Origin of the sequence: Streptomyces sp. NPDC059989 (assembly GCF_042736975.1) — a bacterium.
Taxonomy (GTDB): domain Bacteria; phylum Actinomycetota; class Actinomycetes; order Streptomycetales; family Streptomycetaceae; genus Streptomyces.
Map to the genome: position 1 here is coordinate 95,111 of NZ_JBHWUO010000022.1, position 17,559 is coordinate 112,669.

At 70.8% G+C, this 17,559-nt stretch carries 18 protein-coding genes and 1 riboswitch; of the genes, 9 read left to right on the forward strand and 9 right to left on the reverse strand.

Annotated elements, in window-relative coordinates; genetic code table 11:
* Nucleotides 1-6: 6 nt before the first annotated feature.
* Nucleotides 7-720, reverse strand: coding sequence for a flavodoxin family protein (locus ACFWBN_RS21100; protein WP_385178410.1), 714 nt, complete (start codon nucleotides 718-720; stop codon nucleotides 7-9).
* 87 nt (nucleotides 721-807) lie between these two features.
* A riboswitch (cobalamin riboswitch) is annotated at nucleotides 808-1,055 on the forward strand.
* A gap of 28 nt (nucleotides 1,056-1,083) precedes the next feature.
* Between ACFWBN_RS21100 and ACFWBN_RS21105 the strand changes: the two genes are divergently transcribed.
* From ACFWBN_RS21105 to ACFWBN_RS21125, 5 genes are all read left to right on the forward strand, one after another.
* A complete protein-coding gene (locus ACFWBN_RS21105; protein ID WP_385178411.1) occupies nucleotides 1,084-1,779 on the forward strand; it encodes an energy-coupling factor ABC transporter permease in 696 nt (231 codons plus the stop codon).
* Nucleotides 1,779-2,114 (forward strand): energy-coupling factor ABC transporter substrate-binding protein, encoded by a 336-nt coding sequence (locus ACFWBN_RS21110; RefSeq protein ID WP_385178412.1) that lies wholly within the window; start codon nucleotides 1,779-1,781, stop codon nucleotides 2,112-2,114. Before ACFWBN_RS21105 ends, ACFWBN_RS21110 begins: the two co-directional genes overlap by 1 nt.
* Before the next feature lie 3 nt (nucleotides 2,115-2,117).
* A complete protein-coding gene (cbiQ, locus tag ACFWBN_RS21115) occupies nucleotides 2,118-2,867 on the forward strand; it encodes a cobalt ECF transporter T component CbiQ (RefSeq protein ID WP_385178413.1) in 750 nt (249 codons plus the stop codon).
* The gene (locus ACFWBN_RS21120) at nucleotides 2,864-3,685 is read left to right on the forward strand and encodes an ATP-binding cassette domain-containing protein (protein ID WP_385178414.1); all 822 of its coding nucleotides are present in this window, start codon (nucleotides 2,864-2,866) and stop codon (nucleotides 3,683-3,685) included. The genes cbiQ and ACFWBN_RS21120 overlap by 4 nt, the downstream gene beginning before the upstream one ends.
* A 249-nt stretch (nucleotides 3,686-3,934) precedes the next feature.
* Complete coding sequence (locus tag ACFWBN_RS21125) at nucleotides 3,935-4,471, forward strand: PadR family transcriptional regulator (protein WP_385178415.1); 537 nt, start codon at nucleotides 3,935-3,937, stop codon at nucleotides 4,469-4,471.
* Between the two features lie 57 nt (nucleotides 4,472-4,528).
* Here ACFWBN_RS21125 and ACFWBN_RS21130 read toward each other — a convergent pair whose 3' ends face one another.
* Nucleotides 4,529-4,741 carry an EF-hand domain-containing protein gene (locus ACFWBN_RS21130; protein ID WP_385178416.1) on the reverse strand — a complete coding sequence of 71 codons (213 nt, stop codon included), beginning with the start codon at nucleotides 4,739-4,741 and terminating at the stop codon, nucleotides 4,529-4,531.
* Between the two features lie 253 nt (nucleotides 4,742-4,994).
* Here ACFWBN_RS21130 and ACFWBN_RS21135 point away from each other — a divergent pair, with 253 nt between their 5' ends.
* Nucleotides 4,995-5,780: a tRNA-dependent cyclodipeptide synthase gene (locus ACFWBN_RS21135; protein ID WP_385178417.1), complete on the forward strand. Its 786-nt coding sequence runs from the start codon at nucleotides 4,995-4,997 to the stop codon at nucleotides 5,778-5,780.
* Nucleotides 5,761-6,999 (forward strand): cytochrome P450, encoded by a 1,239-nt coding sequence (locus ACFWBN_RS21140; RefSeq protein WP_385178418.1) that lies wholly within the window; start codon nucleotides 5,761-5,763, stop codon nucleotides 6,997-6,999. The genes ACFWBN_RS21135 and ACFWBN_RS21140 overlap by 20 nt, the downstream gene beginning before the upstream one ends.
* A gap of 51 nt (nucleotides 7,000-7,050) precedes the next feature.
* Here the strand turns inward: ACFWBN_RS21140 and ACFWBN_RS21145 are convergent, their stop codons facing one another.
* From ACFWBN_RS21145 to ACFWBN_RS21170, 6 genes are all read right to left on the reverse strand, one after another.
* On the reverse strand, nucleotides 7,051-8,238 hold the full coding sequence (locus tag ACFWBN_RS21145) for a YncE family protein (protein ID WP_385178419.1): 1,188 nt from the start codon (nucleotides 8,236-8,238) through the stop codon (nucleotides 7,051-7,053).
* On the reverse strand, nucleotides 8,235-9,041 hold the full coding sequence (locus ACFWBN_RS21150; protein WP_385178420.1) for a polysaccharide deacetylase family protein: 807 nt from the start codon (nucleotides 9,039-9,041) through the stop codon (nucleotides 8,235-8,237). Before ACFWBN_RS21150 ends, ACFWBN_RS21145 begins: the two co-directional genes overlap by 4 nt.
* Nucleotides 9,042-9,416: 375 nt before the next feature.
* Nucleotides 9,417-9,929, reverse strand: a complete 513-nt coding sequence (locus ACFWBN_RS21155; protein ID WP_385178421.1) for an ATP-binding protein — start codon at nucleotides 9,927-9,929, stop codon at nucleotides 9,417-9,419.
* Nucleotides 9,930-10,169: 240 nt separating this feature from the next.
* Nucleotides 10,170-10,937, reverse strand: a complete 768-nt coding sequence (locus ACFWBN_RS21160; protein WP_385178422.1) for an enoyl-CoA hydratase/isomerase family protein — start codon at nucleotides 10,935-10,937, stop codon at nucleotides 10,170-10,172.
* Nucleotides 10,938-11,021: 84 nt separating this feature from the next.
* Nucleotides 11,022-12,260, reverse strand: a complete 1,239-nt coding sequence (locus ACFWBN_RS21165; protein WP_385178423.1) for an Ig-like domain-containing protein — start codon at nucleotides 12,258-12,260, stop codon at nucleotides 11,022-11,024.
* A 149-nt stretch (nucleotides 12,261-12,409) separates the two neighbouring features.
* Entirely contained in the window at nucleotides 12,410-13,630 is a 1,221-nt protein-coding gene (locus ACFWBN_RS21170; protein ID WP_385178449.1) for an Ig-like domain-containing protein, read from the reverse strand.
* A 180-nt stretch (nucleotides 13,631-13,810) separates the two neighbouring features.
* Here ACFWBN_RS21170 and glgX point away from each other — a divergent pair, with 180 nt between their 5' ends.
* Complete coding sequence (glgX, locus tag ACFWBN_RS21175) at nucleotides 13,811-16,153, forward strand: glycogen debranching protein GlgX (RefSeq protein WP_385178424.1); 2,343 nt, start codon at nucleotides 13,811-13,813, stop codon at nucleotides 16,151-16,153.
* A 92-nt stretch (nucleotides 16,154-16,245) separates the two neighbouring features.
* On the forward strand, nucleotides 16,246-16,968 hold the full coding sequence (locus ACFWBN_RS21180; RefSeq protein WP_385178425.1) for a CDP-alcohol phosphatidyltransferase family protein: 723 nt from the start codon (nucleotides 16,246-16,248) through the stop codon (nucleotides 16,966-16,968).
* Here ACFWBN_RS21180 and ACFWBN_RS21185 read toward each other — a convergent pair.
* Nucleotides 16,949-17,452 (reverse strand): adenylyltransferase/cytidyltransferase family protein, encoded by a 504-nt coding sequence (locus tag ACFWBN_RS21185; protein WP_385178426.1) that lies wholly within the window; start codon nucleotides 17,450-17,452, stop codon nucleotides 16,949-16,951. The genes ACFWBN_RS21180 and ACFWBN_RS21185 overlap by 20 nt on opposite strands.
* Nucleotides 17,453-17,559 lie beyond the last annotated feature (107 nt).

Here is a 17,559-nt window from a genome sequence, read left to right on the forward strand (position 1 = left end):
GACGGCCTAGCGGTGCTCGGGGTTGGGGGAGTCGAAGCGGCAGCCGGCGTCCCACAGCGAGCGCTGGTTCCCGTGCGCCGGGATGCCGCCCGCGCGCTTGAGCAGGGCGGCCAGGTGCATCAGGTTCCACGACATGAAGGTGGTGTTCCGGTTGGTGAAGTCGTTCTCGGGGCCGCCCGAGCCCGGGTCGAGGTAGGAGGGCCCGGGTCCGGCCTCGCCGATCCAGCCCGCGTCGGCCTGGGGCGGGATCGCGTAGCCGAGGTGCTGGAGGCTGTAGAGGACGTTCATGGCGCAGTGTTTGACGCCGTCCTCGTTGCCGGTGATCAGCGCGCCGCCGACGCGCCCGTAGTAGGCGTACTGGCCCTGCTCGTTCAGGAGCGAGGAGCAGGCGTAGAGCCGCTCGATGACCTGCTTCATCACGGAGCTGTTGTCGCCGAGCCAGATCGGGCCGCACAGCACGAGGATGTCGGCGTCCATGATCTGGCTGTAGAGGACCGGCCACTGGTCGCTCTCCCAGCCGTGCTCGGTCATGTCCGGCCAGACGCCCGTCGCGATGTCGTGGTCGACGGCGCGGATGAGCGAGGTGCGGACGCCGGCCGCGTGCATGACCGCGCGGCTCTTGTCGATCAGGCCCTCGGTGTTGCTGGTCTCGGGCGAGCGCTTGAGCGTGCAGTTCACGTAGACGGCGGTCAGGTCCGGGTACGAGTAGTCGGCAGCCACTCCCTCAGCCTCCGCGGGGCGGGCCCGCGCCGCCACCGGGCGGCGCCCGTCCGGGGACCCGCCGGGACGACTACGGCTCGCGCCCGAGTTGTTACCCATCCGCACGGCCGACTAGGGTCATCGGGCCTTGGTGTTCGGGAAACCGGTGGGAAACCGGTGCGGCCCTCGCCACTGTGATCGGGAAGTACGGCTCCATCTCCCCCGGACTCCGTCCGGGAGGGACCCCCAACGGGAAGCCACTGGGCCCGCGCGGGAGACCGCACGGCCCCGGGAAGGCGGAGACCGGGCATCAGTACCCGTGAGCCAGGAGACCGGCCGGGGCGCGTTGTCCATCCACGAGGTGCTGGAGAGGTCTCCCCACTCATGCATATAGCCGAGGGGTTTCTGCCCCCTTTGCACGCGGTCGCCTGGGGCGCCGCGTCCGCTCCCTTTGTCGTACACGGTGTGCGCGCCCTCACCCGCGAGGTGAAGGCCAACCCGGAGAGCACCCTGCTGCTCGGAGCGTCCGGGGCGTTCACGTTCGTCCTGTCCGCGCTGAAGATCCCCTCCGTGACGGGCAGCTGCTCCCACCCCACCGGTACGGGGTTGGGGGCGATCCTCTTCCGGCCGCCGATCATGGCGGTGCTCGGCACGATCACCCTGCTCTTCCAGGCGCTGCTGCTGGCGCACGGCGGGCTCACCACCCTCGGCGCCAACGTCTTCTCGATGGCGATCGCCGGGCCCTGGGCGGGCTACGGGATCTACCGGCTGCTGCGGAAGTCCAACGCCCCGCTGATGGTGGCCGTGTTCTGCGGCGCCTTCTTCGCCGACCTGGTCACCTACTGCGTCACCTCCGTCCAGCTGGCGCTGGCCTTCCCCGACGCGGCCACCGGATTCACGGGCTCGCTCGTGAAGTTCAGTGAGATCTTCGCGCTCACCCAGATCCCGCTCGCGGTGAGCGAGGGCCTGCTGACCGTGCTCGTGATGCGGCTGCTGATGCAGTCGAGCAAGTCGGACCTGGTCCGGCTCGGCGTCGCGAAGCTCACCTCGGGCAAGTCGAAGCAGGAGGCGGCGGTCTGATGACCAGGAACGCGAAGATCAACACCCTGCTGCTGCTCCTCGTCGCGGCGCTGGCCGTGCTCCCGCTCGCACTGGGGCTGGGCGACGACAAGGAGGAGCCGTTCACCGGCGCCGACGCGCAGGCGGAGTCGGCCATCACCGAGCTGAAGCCGGACTACGAGCCGTGGTTCTCGCCGCTGTACGAACCCCCCTCCGGGGAGGTGGAGTCGGCCCTGTTCGCCCTCCAGGCGGCTCTGGGCGCGGGCGTGCTCGCGTACTACTTCGGCGTCCGCAAGGGCCGCCGCCAGGGTGCGGCGGCCGCCGCGGCCGCGACCCCGTCCGCCACGGAGTCGTAGGCGGTGCTGCCGATCGACGCGGCGGCACACAGCAGCCGCTGGCGCCACCGCCACCCGCTGGAGAAGGCCCTGCTGGGGATCGGGCTGACGGTCACCGCGGTGTGCCTGCCGCCGTGGCCCGGCGGGCCGCTGGTCGCCGCCGCCACCCTCGCCGTGCTCCTGGGGCCCGCCGGGGTGCCGGGGCGGCAGCTGTGGCGGGCCTTCCGGATCCCGCTCGGCTTCTGCTTCACCGGGGCGCTGCCGCTGCTGTTCGCGGTGGGCGGCCCCGAGGGGTGGATCGCATGGGCCCCCGACGGCCCCCGGCACGCCGTCGAGCTGCTGCTGCGCACCTCGGCGGCCTCGCTCGGCGTGCTGCTGTTCGCCTTCACCACCCCGGTCTCGGACGTGCTGCCGCGGCTGGTCCGGGCGGGGGTGCCGGCTCCGGTGGTCGACGTGGCCCTGGTGATGTACCGGATCGGGTTCCTGCTGCTCGACTCCCTCGCCCGCGTCCGCCAGGCGCAGGCGGCCCGCCTGGGCACCACCGGGCGGGCGGCGGCGTGGCGTTCGCTGGCCGGGCTCGCCGCGACCTCGTTCGTACGGGCCTTCGACCGCGCGGCGCGGCTCCAGGCGGGCCTGGCCGGGCGCGGCTATGACGGCACGCTGCAAGTGCTCGTACCGGAGGCGACCCTGTCCTGGCGGTTCCTGGCCGCGTCCGCGGCGCTGCCGGCGGCCCTGACGGCCGTGACCCTCGTACTGAAGGAGCTGTACCTGTGAGGCCGTTGGTGGAACTGGTGGGCGCGGGCTACGCGTACGAGGACGGCCCCGCCGTGCTGTCGGGCGTCGACTTCGGGATCGCCGAGGGCCGGGCACTGGTCCTGCTGGGCCGCAACGGCAGCGGCAAGACCACCCTGATGCGGCTGCTGAGCGGGGGCCTGCGGCCGGGCTCGGGCGCGCTGCACCTGGACGGCGCGACGGTGTCCTACGACCGCGCGGGCCTGACCCGGCTGCGGACGGCGGTCCAGCTGGTGGTCCAGGACCCGGACGACCAGCTGTTCGCGGCCTCGGTGGAACAGGACGTGTCCTTCGGCCCGATGAACCTGGGCCTGCCGGTGGCGGAGGTCCGCGAGCGCGTGGACGCGGCCTTGGCCGCGCTGGACATCACGGCGCTGCGGAACCGACCGACGCACCTGCTCTCCTACGGGCAGCGCAAGCGGGCGGCGATCGCGGGGGCGGTGGCGATGGCTCCGCGGGTGCTGATCCTGGACGAGCCGACGGCCGGGCTGGACCCGGACGGGCAGGAGCGGCTGCTGGCCGTCCTGGCCGGGCTGCGGTCGGCCGGCACGACGGTGGTGATGGCGACCCACGACGTGGACCTGGCGGTCCGCTGGGCCGACGACGCGGCGGTCCTCACCCCGTCCGGCATCCGCACGGGCCCGGTCACCGCCCTGCTCTCGGACCCGGCGCTCCTGGCCGAGGCGGGCCTGCGCCAGGCGTGGTCCCCGGCGGTGACGGCCTTCCTGCGCGCCCACGGCTTCCTGTCCCCGACGGCCCCGGGCCCCCGCGACCCGGAATCCCTGACCACCTGGCGCTGACCCGCCGCCGGCCGGGGGCGGTTGCCGCTGCGCGGAGCCTTCCCCTACCCGCCCTTCCACCGTTCCCTGGGCTCCGCCCAGACCCGGTCCTCAAACGCCGGACGGGCTGAACCAGCCCCGCCGGCGTTTGAGGCGCGGGGGTCTGGGGGCGGAGCCCACAGTTTCGGGAAGGGGTGGGGTGGGGGAAGGCCCCGCGCAGCGGCAGCCGGCAGCGGCACCCGCAGGGCCCGGCAAACCTAGGATGGCCGCATGTCCCTGCCCCACGCCATCCTCACCGCCCTGCTCGAGAAGCCCTCGTCCGGGCTGGAGCTGACCCGGCGGTTCGACAAGTCGATCGGATACTTCTGGTCCGCGACGCACCAGCAGATCTACCGCGAGCTGGGCCGCCTGGAGGACTCCGGGCTGATCCGCGCGCTGCCCAGCGACGCACCCGTGCGCGGGCAGAAGAAGGAGTACGAGGTCCTGCCCGCCGGCAGCGCGGAGCTGGCCCGGTGGGTCGGCGAGAGCCAGGACCCCAAGCCGATGCGCGACCCGCTGCTGCTGCGGATCCGGGCGGCCGGTGTCGTGGGGCCGCACGGCCTCGGGCCCGAGCTGCGGCGCCATCTGGAGCTGCACCAGCGCCAGTTGGCGCAGTACGAGGCCATCGAGGAGAAGGACTTCCCGGCGGAGCGCGACGCCGTCGAGGACCGGCTGCGGCGGCTCGTCCTGCACGGCGGGATCGCCCTGGAGACGTTCTGGCTGCACTGGCTCCAGGAGGCCCTCGCCGAGGTCGAGGACATGACCTGACCGCGCCCCCGCCCCGGCCCCGGCAGGCGGGTGGGGAGGGGGCGTGCGGTGGAGGTGTCAGCCGTTCAGGGAGGCCCAGAACTCGTCGAAGCTCAGCAGCTTGTCGCCGTTGGCGTCCTTGGCGGCGATCACCGCGTCCGCGACCGAGCCGGTGACGAACGCGTCACCCATGGCCTTCATGGCCGCGCTGTACTCGTCGGCCGTGATGAAGCCGTCACCGTTCACGTCGAACTTGTCGAACGTAGCCCGTGCGCTCTCGATGTCCGCCACTGGGTCCACCCCTTCTTGGTGCTTGTTGACCGGCCCAGGGTAGCGGCCTCCCCGGGCCACCCCGGCCTCGGGTCCCGTTCGAGCGATAGATAGATATTCAAATGCCCCTTCCGTAATGCGGAAGCGATAATTCCAGCCAACAAATCCGGCCCCCACTTGTCACGCTCCGGCGCCACGGCATAACGTACCGACATTGCCGCCACACCAGGAGCGCAGGGCTCCCAGGGACAAGCGGCAACAAGGGCGATCACAGGTGACGATCACAGCCGACGCATCATTCGAAGTTCTGCCCTTCACCCGCACTTGCCGACATATCTGGGAAGACGGCGACCATGTGCTCATCGGAGTGAGCCCCGGAAACAGCTACTTCAGCTCCGAGCGCATCACCGGTCTCGCCCAGTGGGCCACGACCCGCTTCGCGCAGGTCGACTTCGTCTACGCAGACCTCCACGTGGACCGGATGTTCGCCGCTTTCGGCTACACCCGGGAACACGCGGAGAAGCGCGCCACGAAGGAAATCAAGGCCGTCCGGCGGCGGATACTCAAGGGCGTGGAGGAATCAGGACCTCCACAGGCCGAAATCCGAGTGAGGGCACTTTCGGAGTTCCAGGAGAACCCCGTTTACCAGCTCTTGCACCGGCGCGTTCTGCATTTCCTGGAGACCGACGACGAATTCCGCAAGGGCTGCGAGAAGATGGCCCTGCATTTTGTCGGCTCCAAGTTGCCGGAAGGTGAATCGATCACAGACGAGCAGTTGCAGGTCTGTTTCGATTACATGGCGGCCGAGCTGCCGTTCTTCGTGGACACCCCGAGCATTCTCGACGTGCCGTCCTCGGTGGCGGCCTACCACGTCAAGATGCCGCTGACGGATGTCCTCTACGCACGCGGCGGGGGCCTGCGCGCGACCCGCAACCAGGCGTACGCCGTCGTCCGCCCCGAGGCCGCCGAGCGGCCCGCGCACGCCGAGAACACCGAGAACCAGAGCAACGTGAACCACGTACCGACCGAAGGGATCGTCGATGAGCGTCGAGCAGCTTGAGGGCCAGGGGACACAGGAGCAGCCGCTCCTCGACTTCCCGCTCTCGCGGCGCGGTGACGTCCTGCCGGAGGAGTGCACGTGGCTCCGCGAAAAGGCCCCCGTCGCCAAGGTCCGCACCCTCACCGGTGACCCGGCCTGGCTGGTGAGCAGCTACGCGCTGGCCAAGCAGGTGCTGGAGGACGAGCGGTTCAGCCTCAAGGACACGGCGAACGCCGGCGTCCCGCGCCAGTACGCGCTGACGATCCCGCCCGAGGTCGTCAACAACATGGGCAACATCAACAGCGCGGGCCTGCGCAACGCCGTGATGAAGGCGCTCAACCCGCGCCAGAAGGGGCTCCAGGACTGGCTGCGGGCCAAGGCGGGCGAGCTGATCGACCAGCTGATCTCCGAGGGCGGCCCGGCCGACCTCCGGGCGGGGTTCGCCGACCCCTTCTCGGCGGCGCTGCACTGCCAGGTGCTCGGGGTCCCCTTCGAGGACTGGCGCCGGCTGATGTCGGGGCTGGACGTCGCGTTCATGACCGCTCGCGAGCCGTTCGCCGACTCGGCCCTCAACTGGTACAAGGACGTGGGCTACTTCGTCGAGCAGCTCAACGCCCAGCTCGCGCTGCCCGCCGAGGAGCGTACGGGGCTCCTCGGAAAGTTCGCCGAGCTGAAGGAGGCCGACCCGGAGTCGGCGCACCTGACCGACGACATGTTCGCGACGGTCGCCGTCTCGCTCTTCGGGGCGGGCGCGGTGTCCACGTCGGCCTTCCTCACCCTCGCGGTGCTCGCGCTGCTGCAGAAGCCCGAGCTCATCGGCTACCTGCGCAAGCACCCCGAGCGCATGGGCGCGGCGGTCGACGAGCTGCTGCGCTGGAACCTGTCCGTCGGCGACGGCCTGCCGCGCATCGCGCTGGCCGACATCCAGGTCGGCGACGTGCTGGTCAAGGAGGGCGAGCTCGTGCTCGTGCTCCTGGAGGGCGCCAACTTCGACCCCGAGGCCTTCGAGCGCCCCGAGGAGCTCGACCTGGAGCGCGAGAGCTCCCACCCCCATCTCGCCTTCGGCGCCGGCCGGCACTTCTGCCCGGCCTCCGCCCTGGGCCGGACCCACGCCGAGATCGCGCTGGAGGTGTTGGTGGAGCGCCTGTCCGGGCTCCGCCTCGCCGTGCCGGCGGAGAACCTGGTGTGGCGTACAGGCTTCATCAAGCGACTGCCGGAACGTCTCCCGGTCGCCTGGTGATCCCACGACGGTGCCCCGGGAGCTGTGCGAGCTCCCGGGGCATCGCCGTGCTCAGCGGAAGATGCCGGTGTGGCCGAGCGAGTAGCGGCCCGGCTGCGGGTACACGGCGAGCCCGTGCGGTCCGCCGCCCACCGGGATCCGGGCGAGCTGCTTGCCGGTGACGGTATCGATGGCGTAGACCTCGGAGTTGTAGCGGCCCGAGAGCCACAGCACCTTGCCGTCGGCGGAGACGCCGCCCATGTCGGGGCTGCCGCCGTCGGGCAGCTCCCACTTCTTGGTGAGCTTGTTCTGCGGGAAGTTGAAGACGGAGATGGTGCCCTCGCCGCGGTTGGAGACGTACATCTCCTTGGAGTCGCGGCTGACGTACAGGCCGTGGCAGCCCTTGCCCGTGGGCAGCAGCTTGGGGGTCTCGAACTTGTCCCCGCTGAGCACCCACATGCCGTGCGCCATCATGTCCGCGACGTAGAAGGTCTTTCCGTCCGGGGAGACCTTGACGTCCTGCGGCATCGCGCCCTCGAACGGCAGTTTCTGCTGGCCGATGACCTCCATCTTCTCCGTGTCGACCTTGAGGAGTTCGCCGGAGAACTCGCAACTCACGATGAAGTAGCGGCCGTCGGCGGAGAAGTCCGCGTGATTGACGCCATAACAGGTCACCGGGACGGTTTTCACCCGGTCCATCGTGTGCGGATCGCGGAAGACCAGTTCTTTGTCCATCGAGGCCATGACGATCGCGTACTTGCCGTTCGGCGTGAAGTACAGGTTGTACGGGTCGTGCACCTCGACCGGCTTTCCGGCCTCGCCGGTGGCCGGGTTGATCGGGGTGAGCGTGTGGCCGCGGTTGTTGTTGACCCAGAGGGTCTTCAGGTCCCAGGAGGGGACCACGTGCTGGGGCTGGACGCCGACCGGGATGGTGTCGATGACCTGGTAGGTCACCGGGTCGATGACGGACACCGTGTTGGAGTTGGTGTTGGGCACGTAGACGCGCGACGGGAAGTCCTTGACCACCGGGGACAGCTTGTTCGGCCGGTCGGCCGCGTAGACGTCGTGGGGATCGAGGACCGGCGGCATGCCCGCCAGGCCGGGCGGGACGGCGGGGACGGCCTTGACGGGCTTGGCCGGGCCCTTGGTGCCGAGCGCCTCGGCGGGTCCCTTGTCGGCCGATCCGCAGCCGGCCAGGGCGGCGAGGACCAGACCGGCCAGCAGCACGGTGGCCTTCCGGGGAAGGCGGGTGGTCTTCATGGCGTCAGCAGCTCCGTGGTGGTCACCGCGCGCAGCTTGCGGCGCGCGAGTTCTTCGAGGAGGGGCGGCATCGCGTCGACCGTGTCCGCGTAGCCGAAATGCAGGCTCACCACCGATCCGCCGTGGATCGTCCCGGTGACGGTGCGGATGACGGCCGCGGCGCCGGGCGAGGTGAAGTCGAGGGAGTCCACGTCGTAGGAGAGGACGTGCGGGTAGCCCGCCCGCTGGGCCAGTTTCCGGACGAGCGGGGTGGCGTACTGGGTCTGCGAGGGCCGGAACCAGGTGCCGATGGAGCCGGTGAGCCGCTTGAGCCGCTGGGCGCAGCCGGTGATCTCGGCGTACGCCTCCGCCTCGGGCAGGGTGTTGATCGCGAGGTGGCGCTGGGTGTGGTTGCCGAGCTCGTGGCCGCCGTCGAGGACCCGTCGGGCCATCTCCGGGTGGGCGTCGAGCCAGCTGCCGATCGCCAGTACGGTCACCCGTGCGCCCGCTCTTTCGGCCTCGGCCAGCACCGCCCGGGCGATGGCGGGGTCCCCGTTGCCGTGGAAGGTGAGGGCGACCCGGGGGCGGTCGCGCGGACCGTGGCCGATCTCGACGGGCTGGCCGGCGAACCGGCGCGGGCCGGCCGGGGCCGCCTGCGCCGGGCGGGCCGGCTCGGCCGGTCCCGGGGGCGGGGCGGTGGGCGCGCTGGGCGCGGTGGCGGGGCGGCCCGGTCCGCAGGCGGCGGTGAGACCGGCCGCGGCGGCGCCGGCCACCCCGAGACCGGCCGCGCGCAGGGCCGCGCGGCGGCCTGGATGTGAGAGCACCTGCCCATTTAAGGGCCGGTAGGCCCGGAAGGTAATGATTGACCCAATTCAGGACGTTCGTCGAAGTGGGCCGCACACCAACGTGTCCGCTATGTGATCAACGATTTACACTGAGCGGTCGATACTTATTCATTGATTACGAGGTGGGTGGCCCACCTCGCCTAGGATTTAACGCGAAACTCTTACTATTTGCACACTTATGTCCGAGTAGGGACTTTTGGCGTTTGGGCCCTCGTCTGCCATAGTCGGAACCACGGCTTCCCATTGACCCGAGCGAAGTCGCCCCGCCGAGGATCACACACCCCCTTTGATCCTCGGCACACCCATGAAGCCCCCGCACCGCCCCACCACGGCGCCCCGGGGGCTTCAGGCATGTCAGGAGCTCTGGCGGTCCGCGACGCGCATCTCGAACCAGGTGATCTTCCCGCGGGGCAGCAGGTCGGCGCCCCAGCGGTCGGAGAGCTTGTCGACGAGGAAGAGCCCCCGGCCGGTGGTGTCCAGTTCGTGGACCGGCATCAGACAGGGCAGCCCGCGCGAGGGGTCGCGCACCTCCACCCGGATCCAGCCGCGCCGCCGGAGCATCCGTAAGCCGAAGGAGCGGGCCCCGGTGTGGCGGACCGCGTTGCCGACGAGTTCGGAGACCAGCAGGACGGCATGCTCGGCGATCTGCGGCGACAGGCCCCAGAGGCGGATCACCACGCACTGGGTGAGCCTGCGCGCGGTACCCGCCGACTCGGGCAGGGACGGCAACGTCACTTCGGCCTCGGCCGGATTCCCGTACAACTCCAGTGCCTTGAGGCCCTGTTCGTCCTCAAGAGCCGCCGTGAGCCGTACGGCCGAAGCGCTGCTGCGCTGCCGCGGCTGTTCCACACCCTCCAGGCCCGCCATGCACCCATCATGGACGGCCCGCCCGCCCCTCCGGGCCGTTCCGCAGGAAAACACCCTCCGGAATCAACGATTCCGAGAGGGTGTCCTGTCATATGCGGACGGCAACCAGAGGGTGGTTGCACCCCGATTGACCTGCGGTGACGGAGCGCACATCGGCGATCACCGTGAGTGGATCACCCATCGGGCTTAAGGCTGCCTTAAGGCCTGGCTAATCCACCCGCAGGGAGGACGGGGCTCCGACTAGGCGAACTTGGCCTTGCCCGGGCCCTCTTCGACGAAGCTGCGCATGCCGCGCTCGCGGTCCTCGGTGGCGAACAGGCCCGCGAACCAGTTGCGTTCGATGGTGAGGCCGGTGTCGATGTCGGCCTCCAGACCGGCGTCGACGCACTCCTTGGCGGCGCGCAGCGCGATCGCGGGCCCCTGCGCCAGCTTGGCTGCCCAGGCGTGCGCCTGCTCGTACACCTCGGCGGCGGGGACGATCCGGTCGACCAGGCCCAGCGTGAGCGCCTCGTCCGCCTTGACCATGCGCCCGGTGAAGATCAGGTCCTTGGCCTTGGACGGGCCGATCAGCCGGGAGAGCCGCTGGGTGCCGCCGGCGCCCGGGATCAGGCCGAGCAGGATCTCGGGCTGGCCGAGCTTCGCGTTGTCGGCGGCGATCCGGTAGTCGGCGCACAGCGCGAGCTCGCAACCGCCGCCCAGCGCATAGCCGGTGATGGCCGCGACGACGGGCTTGGGGATGCGGGCCACGGCGGTGAAGGAGTCCTGGAGGGCGCGGGACCGGGCGACCATCGCCGCGTGGTCCATCACCTGCATCTCCTTGATGTCCGCGCCCGCCGCGAACACCTTCTCGCCGCCGTAGATGACGACGGCGCGGACGTCGGCCCGGTCGGTCGCCTCCACCGCGAGCTCGCGCAGCCGGTCCTGGGTGGCGATGTCCAGGGCGTTCATGGGCGGCCGGTCCAGGCGGATGGTGCCGACGCCTTCGGAGACTTCGAGAGAGATGGTCATACGGGCCAGGTTAGCGCCGGTTAACCGACGGTGGCCCGGTGCTGTGTGTCACAGCACCGGGCCACCTGGACTACGTACGGGCGACTACTTGATCCACTCCGCCCAGTCCATGTTCCAGCCGTTGAGGCCGTTGTCCGGGGCGATCTGCTTGTCCTTGGAGTTCTTCACCACGACCACGTCGCCGATCAGGGACTCGTTGAAGAACCAGGCGGCGGGCTGGTTGCCGTCGCCGGCGCCGCGGACGTCCTTCAGGCCGACGCAGCCGTGGCTGACGTTCTCCGAGCCGAACGTGCCGGAGGAGGCCCAGTAGTTGCCGTGGACGAAGGTGCCCGAGTTCGACAGCCGCATGGCGTGCGGGACGTCGGAGATGTCGTACTCGCCGCCGAAGCCGACGGTCGCGCCGTTCATCCGCGTGACCTTGTACTTCTCGCTGATGACCATCTGGCCGTTGTACGTGGTCGTCGACGGGGCGCCCGCGGTGATCGGGATGTTCTTGAGCACCTGGCCGTCGCGGACGACCTCCATGGTGTGCGCGCTCGCGTCGACCGTGGAGACCTGCGAGCGGCCGATGGTGAAGGTGACCGTACGGGTCTGCTTGCCGTAGACGCCGGGGCGGCCTTCGACTCCGTCGAGGGCGAGCTTCACGGTCACCTTGGTGCCCGCGGCCCAGTACTTCTCGGGGCGGAAGTCGAGGCGGTCGTTGCCGAACCAGTGGCCCTCGACGGGGACGGACGGCTCGGCCGTCACCGTGATGGCCTTCTCCACGGCCTCGGGGTTGGTGATCCCGCGGCTGAAGTTGACGGACACCGGCATGCCCACGCCGACGGTCTCGCCGTCCTCGGGCGTGTAGTGGCCGACGAAGGTGTTCTGCGGGGTGAGCGTCGTGAACGTGGTGTCCTTGGCGGACTCCCGGCCGGCCTCGTCCTTGGCGACCGCGTGCACCTTGTACTCGGTGGCGGAGGCCAGGTGGCGGTCCGGCTCCCAGCTCGCGCCGTCGGCGGCGACCTTGCCCTCGACCGCGTTGCCCTTGGTGTCGGCGACGGTCACCGTGGTGAGCTTGCCGCCGGTGCTGGTTATCTTCAGGACGCCGCTGGTGGCGACCTCCTTGGCCCCGTCGTCGGGCTTGACGGTGACGACGGCCTTCGACGCCTCGGTGCCGGTCTTGCCGCCCCCACCGTTGTCACCGCCGCTGCCACTGCTGTTGCCTCCTCCGCCGCCGCTGCATGCGGTGGTCAGCAGCAGGGCCGCCCCCAGCAGAAGGGCCGGCAGGCCGGTGCGGGCTCGGCCGCGTATCGGCTGCAGGTTCACTCGTGTTCTCCCCATGTCCCCCGCGCGCGGGCAGTCGCGCGCTTGTCGACAGGTAATCACATGGGGACACTACGAAAAGGCACGGTCTTGTCACCGTTCCGTCCCAAGTGCCGGATCGGTCGCCCGGCGTGCGGGCCCGGCGGGTCGGCCGGGCCCGTCCCAGGTCAGGCGATGGCGGAGCCCGCGACCCAGTCGGCCCAGGACATGTTCCAGCCGCCCAGGCCGTTGTTGGGGGCCACCGTCTTGTCCTGGGAGTTCACGACCTCCACCACGTCCCCGACCAGGGTCCGGTCGAAGAACCAGCCGGCCGGGGTGTCCGAGCCGCCGCCCTTGTCGTCGCGCAGGCCCACGCAGCCGTGGCTCATGTTGCTGGAGCCGAAGGTGTCGGGACTGGCCCAGTAGTTGCCGTGCAGGAAGGTCCCGGAGGAGGTGAGCCGCATGGCGTGGGGGACGTCGGGGATGTCGTACTCGCCGCCGAAGCCGACGGTCTGGCCGTTCATGCGGGTGACGTCGAAGAGCTCCATCACCACCATCTTCCCGTTGTAGGTGGTGGTCTTGGGCGCTCCGGCGGTGATCGGGACGGTGGACAGCAGCTTGCCGTCCCGGCGGACCTCCATGGTGTGCGCGGCCGCGTCCACGGTGGACACCTGGGACCGGCCGACGGTGAAGGTGATGGTCTTGTCCTGGATGCCGTAGGAGCCGGGGGCGCCCTCGATGTCGCGCAGCTTCATCTTCACGGTGACCTCGGTGCCGGCCTTCCAGTACGCCTTGGGCCGGAAGTCGAGCCGCTCCTTGCCGAACCAGTGGCCGACGACCTCCACGGGCGGGTTGGAGGTCACGGTGATGGCCCGCTCGACCTCGGCGCGGCGCGCGATGGCCCGGTTGAAGTTGAAGGAGACGATCATGCCGGTACCGACGGTGGACCGGTGCTCGGGCTTGAAGTAGCCGATGAACCGCTCCTCCGGCACGTAGGTGGTGAAGGTGGTGTGCCGGGCCTGGCGGCGGTTGTGCCCGTCGAGGGCGACGGCGTCCACGGTGTACTTGGCCGCGAGCGCGAGCCGGCCGGCCGATTCGTCGGGGCTCCAGCTGAGCCCGTCCTCGGCGATGGCGCCGGGTACCTGCTCCTCCTGCGCGTCCTCCACCTTGGTGACCACGACCCGCTCCAGCCGGCCCTCGGGCACGGTGACCATGAGCCGTCCGTCGGCCGGGACCCCCTTGGCGTTGTCGTCGGGGGTGATCCGGATGGCCTCGTCCGGAGAGCGGGGTTTGCCGGGGAGCTGGATCTCGACCGGGGAGCGGCCGTCCTCGGTGCATCCGGCCAGGCCGCCGAGCAGGCCCGCCCATGCCGCCACGGCGGCCAAGCCCGCCCCTGCCCGCCTCGTCAGAAGTGTCACGATCCCTCCAACGACGGGGGCCCTCCGGGGGAAACGTGAGCGGGACGCACGTTCCGGGGAGAACAGTCCGGGCAGAACAGTGGGAAGGACCAGACGGGGGCGGGCCCAGGCCGGGACGCCGGGGCCGCACTCCCCTCCCCCTCAGGTACCCAGGAGCCGTGGAGGCGGGCAGTGTCGAGCGCAGCCGAGCAGGAAGAGGCGGTGGAAGCCGTCGGGAACGCCGGGGACGCCGCCGGCGTGGTGCGGGGCGGGCGGGCCGCGCCCGTACCGCCGCAGACCGACGACCGGCCCGGCGGCCAGCCGAACGGCCAGGTCAGAGGGCCGGTTTTACGCGCCTCCGCGCGCCCGGGACCACCGGTGTGGCCCGGATCCTCGCACCCCCTGGGGGCCCGCTTCCACCACGGCCCCGACGGGACGGCGGGCACCAACTTCGCGCTGTGGGCCCAGGGCGCCGAGGCGGTGGAGCTGTGCCTCTTCGACGGGGACGGCCCCCACGCCACCGAGACCCGCTGCTCCCTGACGGAGCTCACGCACGAGATCTGGCACGGCTTCGTGCCCGGCGTGCGCCCCGGACAGCGCTACGGCTTCCGCGTCCACGGCCGCTGGGATCCCTGGACGGGCGTGCGCCACAATCCGGCGAAGCTGCTCCTGGACCCGTACGCCCGTGCCGTGGACGGTGACTTCACCCTGCCGCCGGAGGTGTACGGGCACGTCCGCGACTGGCCGCAGCAGTACATCGCCGACACGGTGCGCGACGACCGGGACTCGGCGCCGTTCGTGCCCAAGGGCGTCGTGGTCCACGATGACGACGACTGGGCCGACGACGTCCGGCCGAAGACCCCGTGGGCCGATTCGGTGATCTACGAGCTGCACGTGCGCGGCTTCACGATGCGCCATCCGGGTGTTCCCGAGGAGCTGCGCGGCACCTACGCGGGCCTCGCCCATCCGGCGGCGGTCGAGCACCTGGTGAAGCTGGGCGTGACGGCGGTCGAGCTGCTGCCGGTGCACCAGTTCGCGCACGAGGACCACCTGCTGCGCCGGGGGCTGCGCAACTACTGGGGCTACAACTCGATCGGCTACTTCGCCCCGCACGCGGGCTACTCGGCGAGCGGTACGGCCGGGCAGCAGGTCGGGGAGTTCAAGCGGATGGTGCGGGCCCTGCACGCGGCCGGGATCGAGGTGATCCTCGACGTGGTCTACAACCACACGGCGGAGGCGGGCGAGCTCGGGCCGACGCTGTCGCTGCGCGGGATCGACAACCGGGGCTACTACCGGCTCCAGTCGGACCAGCGCCGGTACGCCGACTACACGGGCTGCGGGAACACCCTGCACGCGGGCCGCCCGCACGTGCTGCGCCTGATCACGGACTCGCTGCGCTACTGGGTCACCGAGATGGGGGTGGACGGCTTCCGCTTCGACCTGGCGGCGGCGCTGGCCCGCTCGATGCACGACGTGGACATGCTGTCGCCGTTCCTGGCGGTCATCGCCCAGGACCCGGTGCTGCGGCGGGTCAAGCTGATCGCGGAGCCGTGGGACGTGGGCTCGGGCGGCTACCAGGTGGGGGCCTTCCCGCCGCTGTGGACGGAGTGGAACGACCGGTACCGGGATGCCGTACGGGACTTCTGGCGGGGCGCGCTGCCCGACGTACGGGACCTCGGGTACCGGCTGTCGGGGTCGAGCGACCTGTACGCGTGGGGCGGGCGGCGGCCGTACGCCTCGGTGAACTTCGTGACGGCCCACGACGGCTTCACGCTGCGGGACCTGGTGAGCTACGAGCGCAAGCACAACGAGGCGAACGGGGAGGCGGGCCGGGACGGGACGAACGACAACCGGTCGTGGAACTGCGGGGCGGAGGGCGAGAGCGACGATCCGCGGATCGGGGTGCTGCGCCGCCGCCAGCTGCGCAACCTGCTCACCACCCTGCTGCTGTCCACGGGCGTGCCGATGCTGGTGGCGGGGGACGAGTTCGGGCGCACGCAGGGCGGCAACAACAACGCGTACTGCCAGGACAACGAGACGGGGTGGGTGGACTGGTCGCTCCTGTCGGACCCGGCCTGGCAGTCGCAATTCGCCCTGGTCACCCGGCTGATCTCGCTGCGCCAGGCCCATCCGGTGCTGCGGCGGCGGGCGTTCTTCTCGGGGCGGCCGCAGGGGGCGGACGGGCTGCGGGACCTGGCCTGGTTCACCCCGGCGGGCGTGGAGATGACGGAGCGGGACTGGTACGCGCCGGCCGCCACGCTGGGCATGTACCTGTCCGGGCGGGACATCCCGGGCCGCGACGAGCGGGGCCGGCAGGTGACGGACGACAGCTTCCTGGCCGTGCTGCACACCGGGGACCGGCCGGCGGCGTGGGTGCTGCCGGGGGCGCCGTGGGCGCAGGAGTACGAACTCGTCGTGGACACCTCGCGGGAGGACCAGGCCACGGCCCCGGGCACCCGGCACCGGGGCGGGGAGACGCTGACGGTCCCGGCGCGGTCGGTGGTGCTGCTGCGGGTGGTGGTCGCCGGGACGTGAAAGCGGAGTCCGAGTGGACGTGCGCGTGCGCCCTGCGATGATGTGGCCTCCTGCGAACACATGAGCACACGAACACACGAACAGGGGCACGCATGGCGAGTGTCGGTACGGCGCTGCGGGAGCTGCGCGGGGCGCAGAAATCGGCGAAGGGCGTCTCGCTCTACTCCCGGTTCGTCAACCGGCCGGCCGGGCGGTTCCTGGCCGCCGGGTCGTACGTGCTCGGGCTCACGCCGAACCAGGTGACGCTGGTCAGCGCCGCCTTCAGCCTCGCCGCCGCGGCCGCGGTCGCGCTGGCCGCGCCCTCGTGGGGGCTGGGGATCGCCGTCTGGGCGGCGCTCGCCCTCGGCTTCGCCTTCGACTCCGCCGACGGGCAGCTGGCCCGGCTGCGCGGGGGCGGCAGCGCGGCGGGCGAGTGGCTCGACCACGTCGTGGACTGCGCCAAGCTGACCGCGCTGCACACCTGCGTACTGATCGCCTTCTACCGCTTCCCGGAGGCATACGGGACGCAAGCGGACGGCTGGCTGCTGGTGCCTCTCGGCTTCCAGCTGGCCGCGGTCGTCACCTTCTTCGGCGGGCTGCTGACGGAGAAGCTCAAGCCGAAGGCAGCCCCCGGGAGCGCCGCCGCGGCGCCTTCGACCGTACGCGCGGTGGCACTGCTGCCCGTGGACTACGGGGTGTTCTGCGTGGTGTTCCTGCTGCTCGGCGGCGGGGAGCTGTTCCGCTGGGCGTACGCCGGCTTCGGCGCGGTCGCCGCCCTGTTCCTGGTGGCGTTCCTCGCGAAGTGGTTCCGGGAGCTCAGCGCCGTTCCGCGCTGATCGGCCCGTCCCCCGCGGCGAGCGGTTCGGCGAGCGCGTCCAGTGCCCGGCGCAGCTGGGTGCTGGACGTGTGCACGGTGTAGGGGAAGTAGACGACGTCGACCCCGTGGGCGGCGAAGTCCTTCTCCAGCTTGTCGCCCTTGGGCGTGCCCCGCCAGTCGTCGCCCTTGAAGATGACGTCGAAGCGGACCTGCCGCCAGGTCTCCACCTTGTCGGGGACCGTCTCGACGAAGGCGGCGTCGACGTACTTCACGCTGCGCACGATTTCGAGGCGCTCGACGAGCGGGATCATCGGGCGGCGCCCCTTGGCGAGTTCGGCCATCTCGTCGGAGACCACCCCGGCCACCAGGTAGTCGCACTGGCTGCGGGCGTGCCGAAGGATGTTGAGATGTCCGATATGGAAGAGATCGTACGCGCCCGGCGCATAGCCGATTCTGTACGCACGCTGCGTACCCGGCCGCGCGGGCACGCCAAGGTCGGACATATCCCGCTCCATCATCTGTTACCCCCAGCAGCCACACCCCCCGGTGCAGCCGATTAGCAGACAATAGCGTGCACGTTCCGCACCACGTCGGTGAACGAATAGGGTGA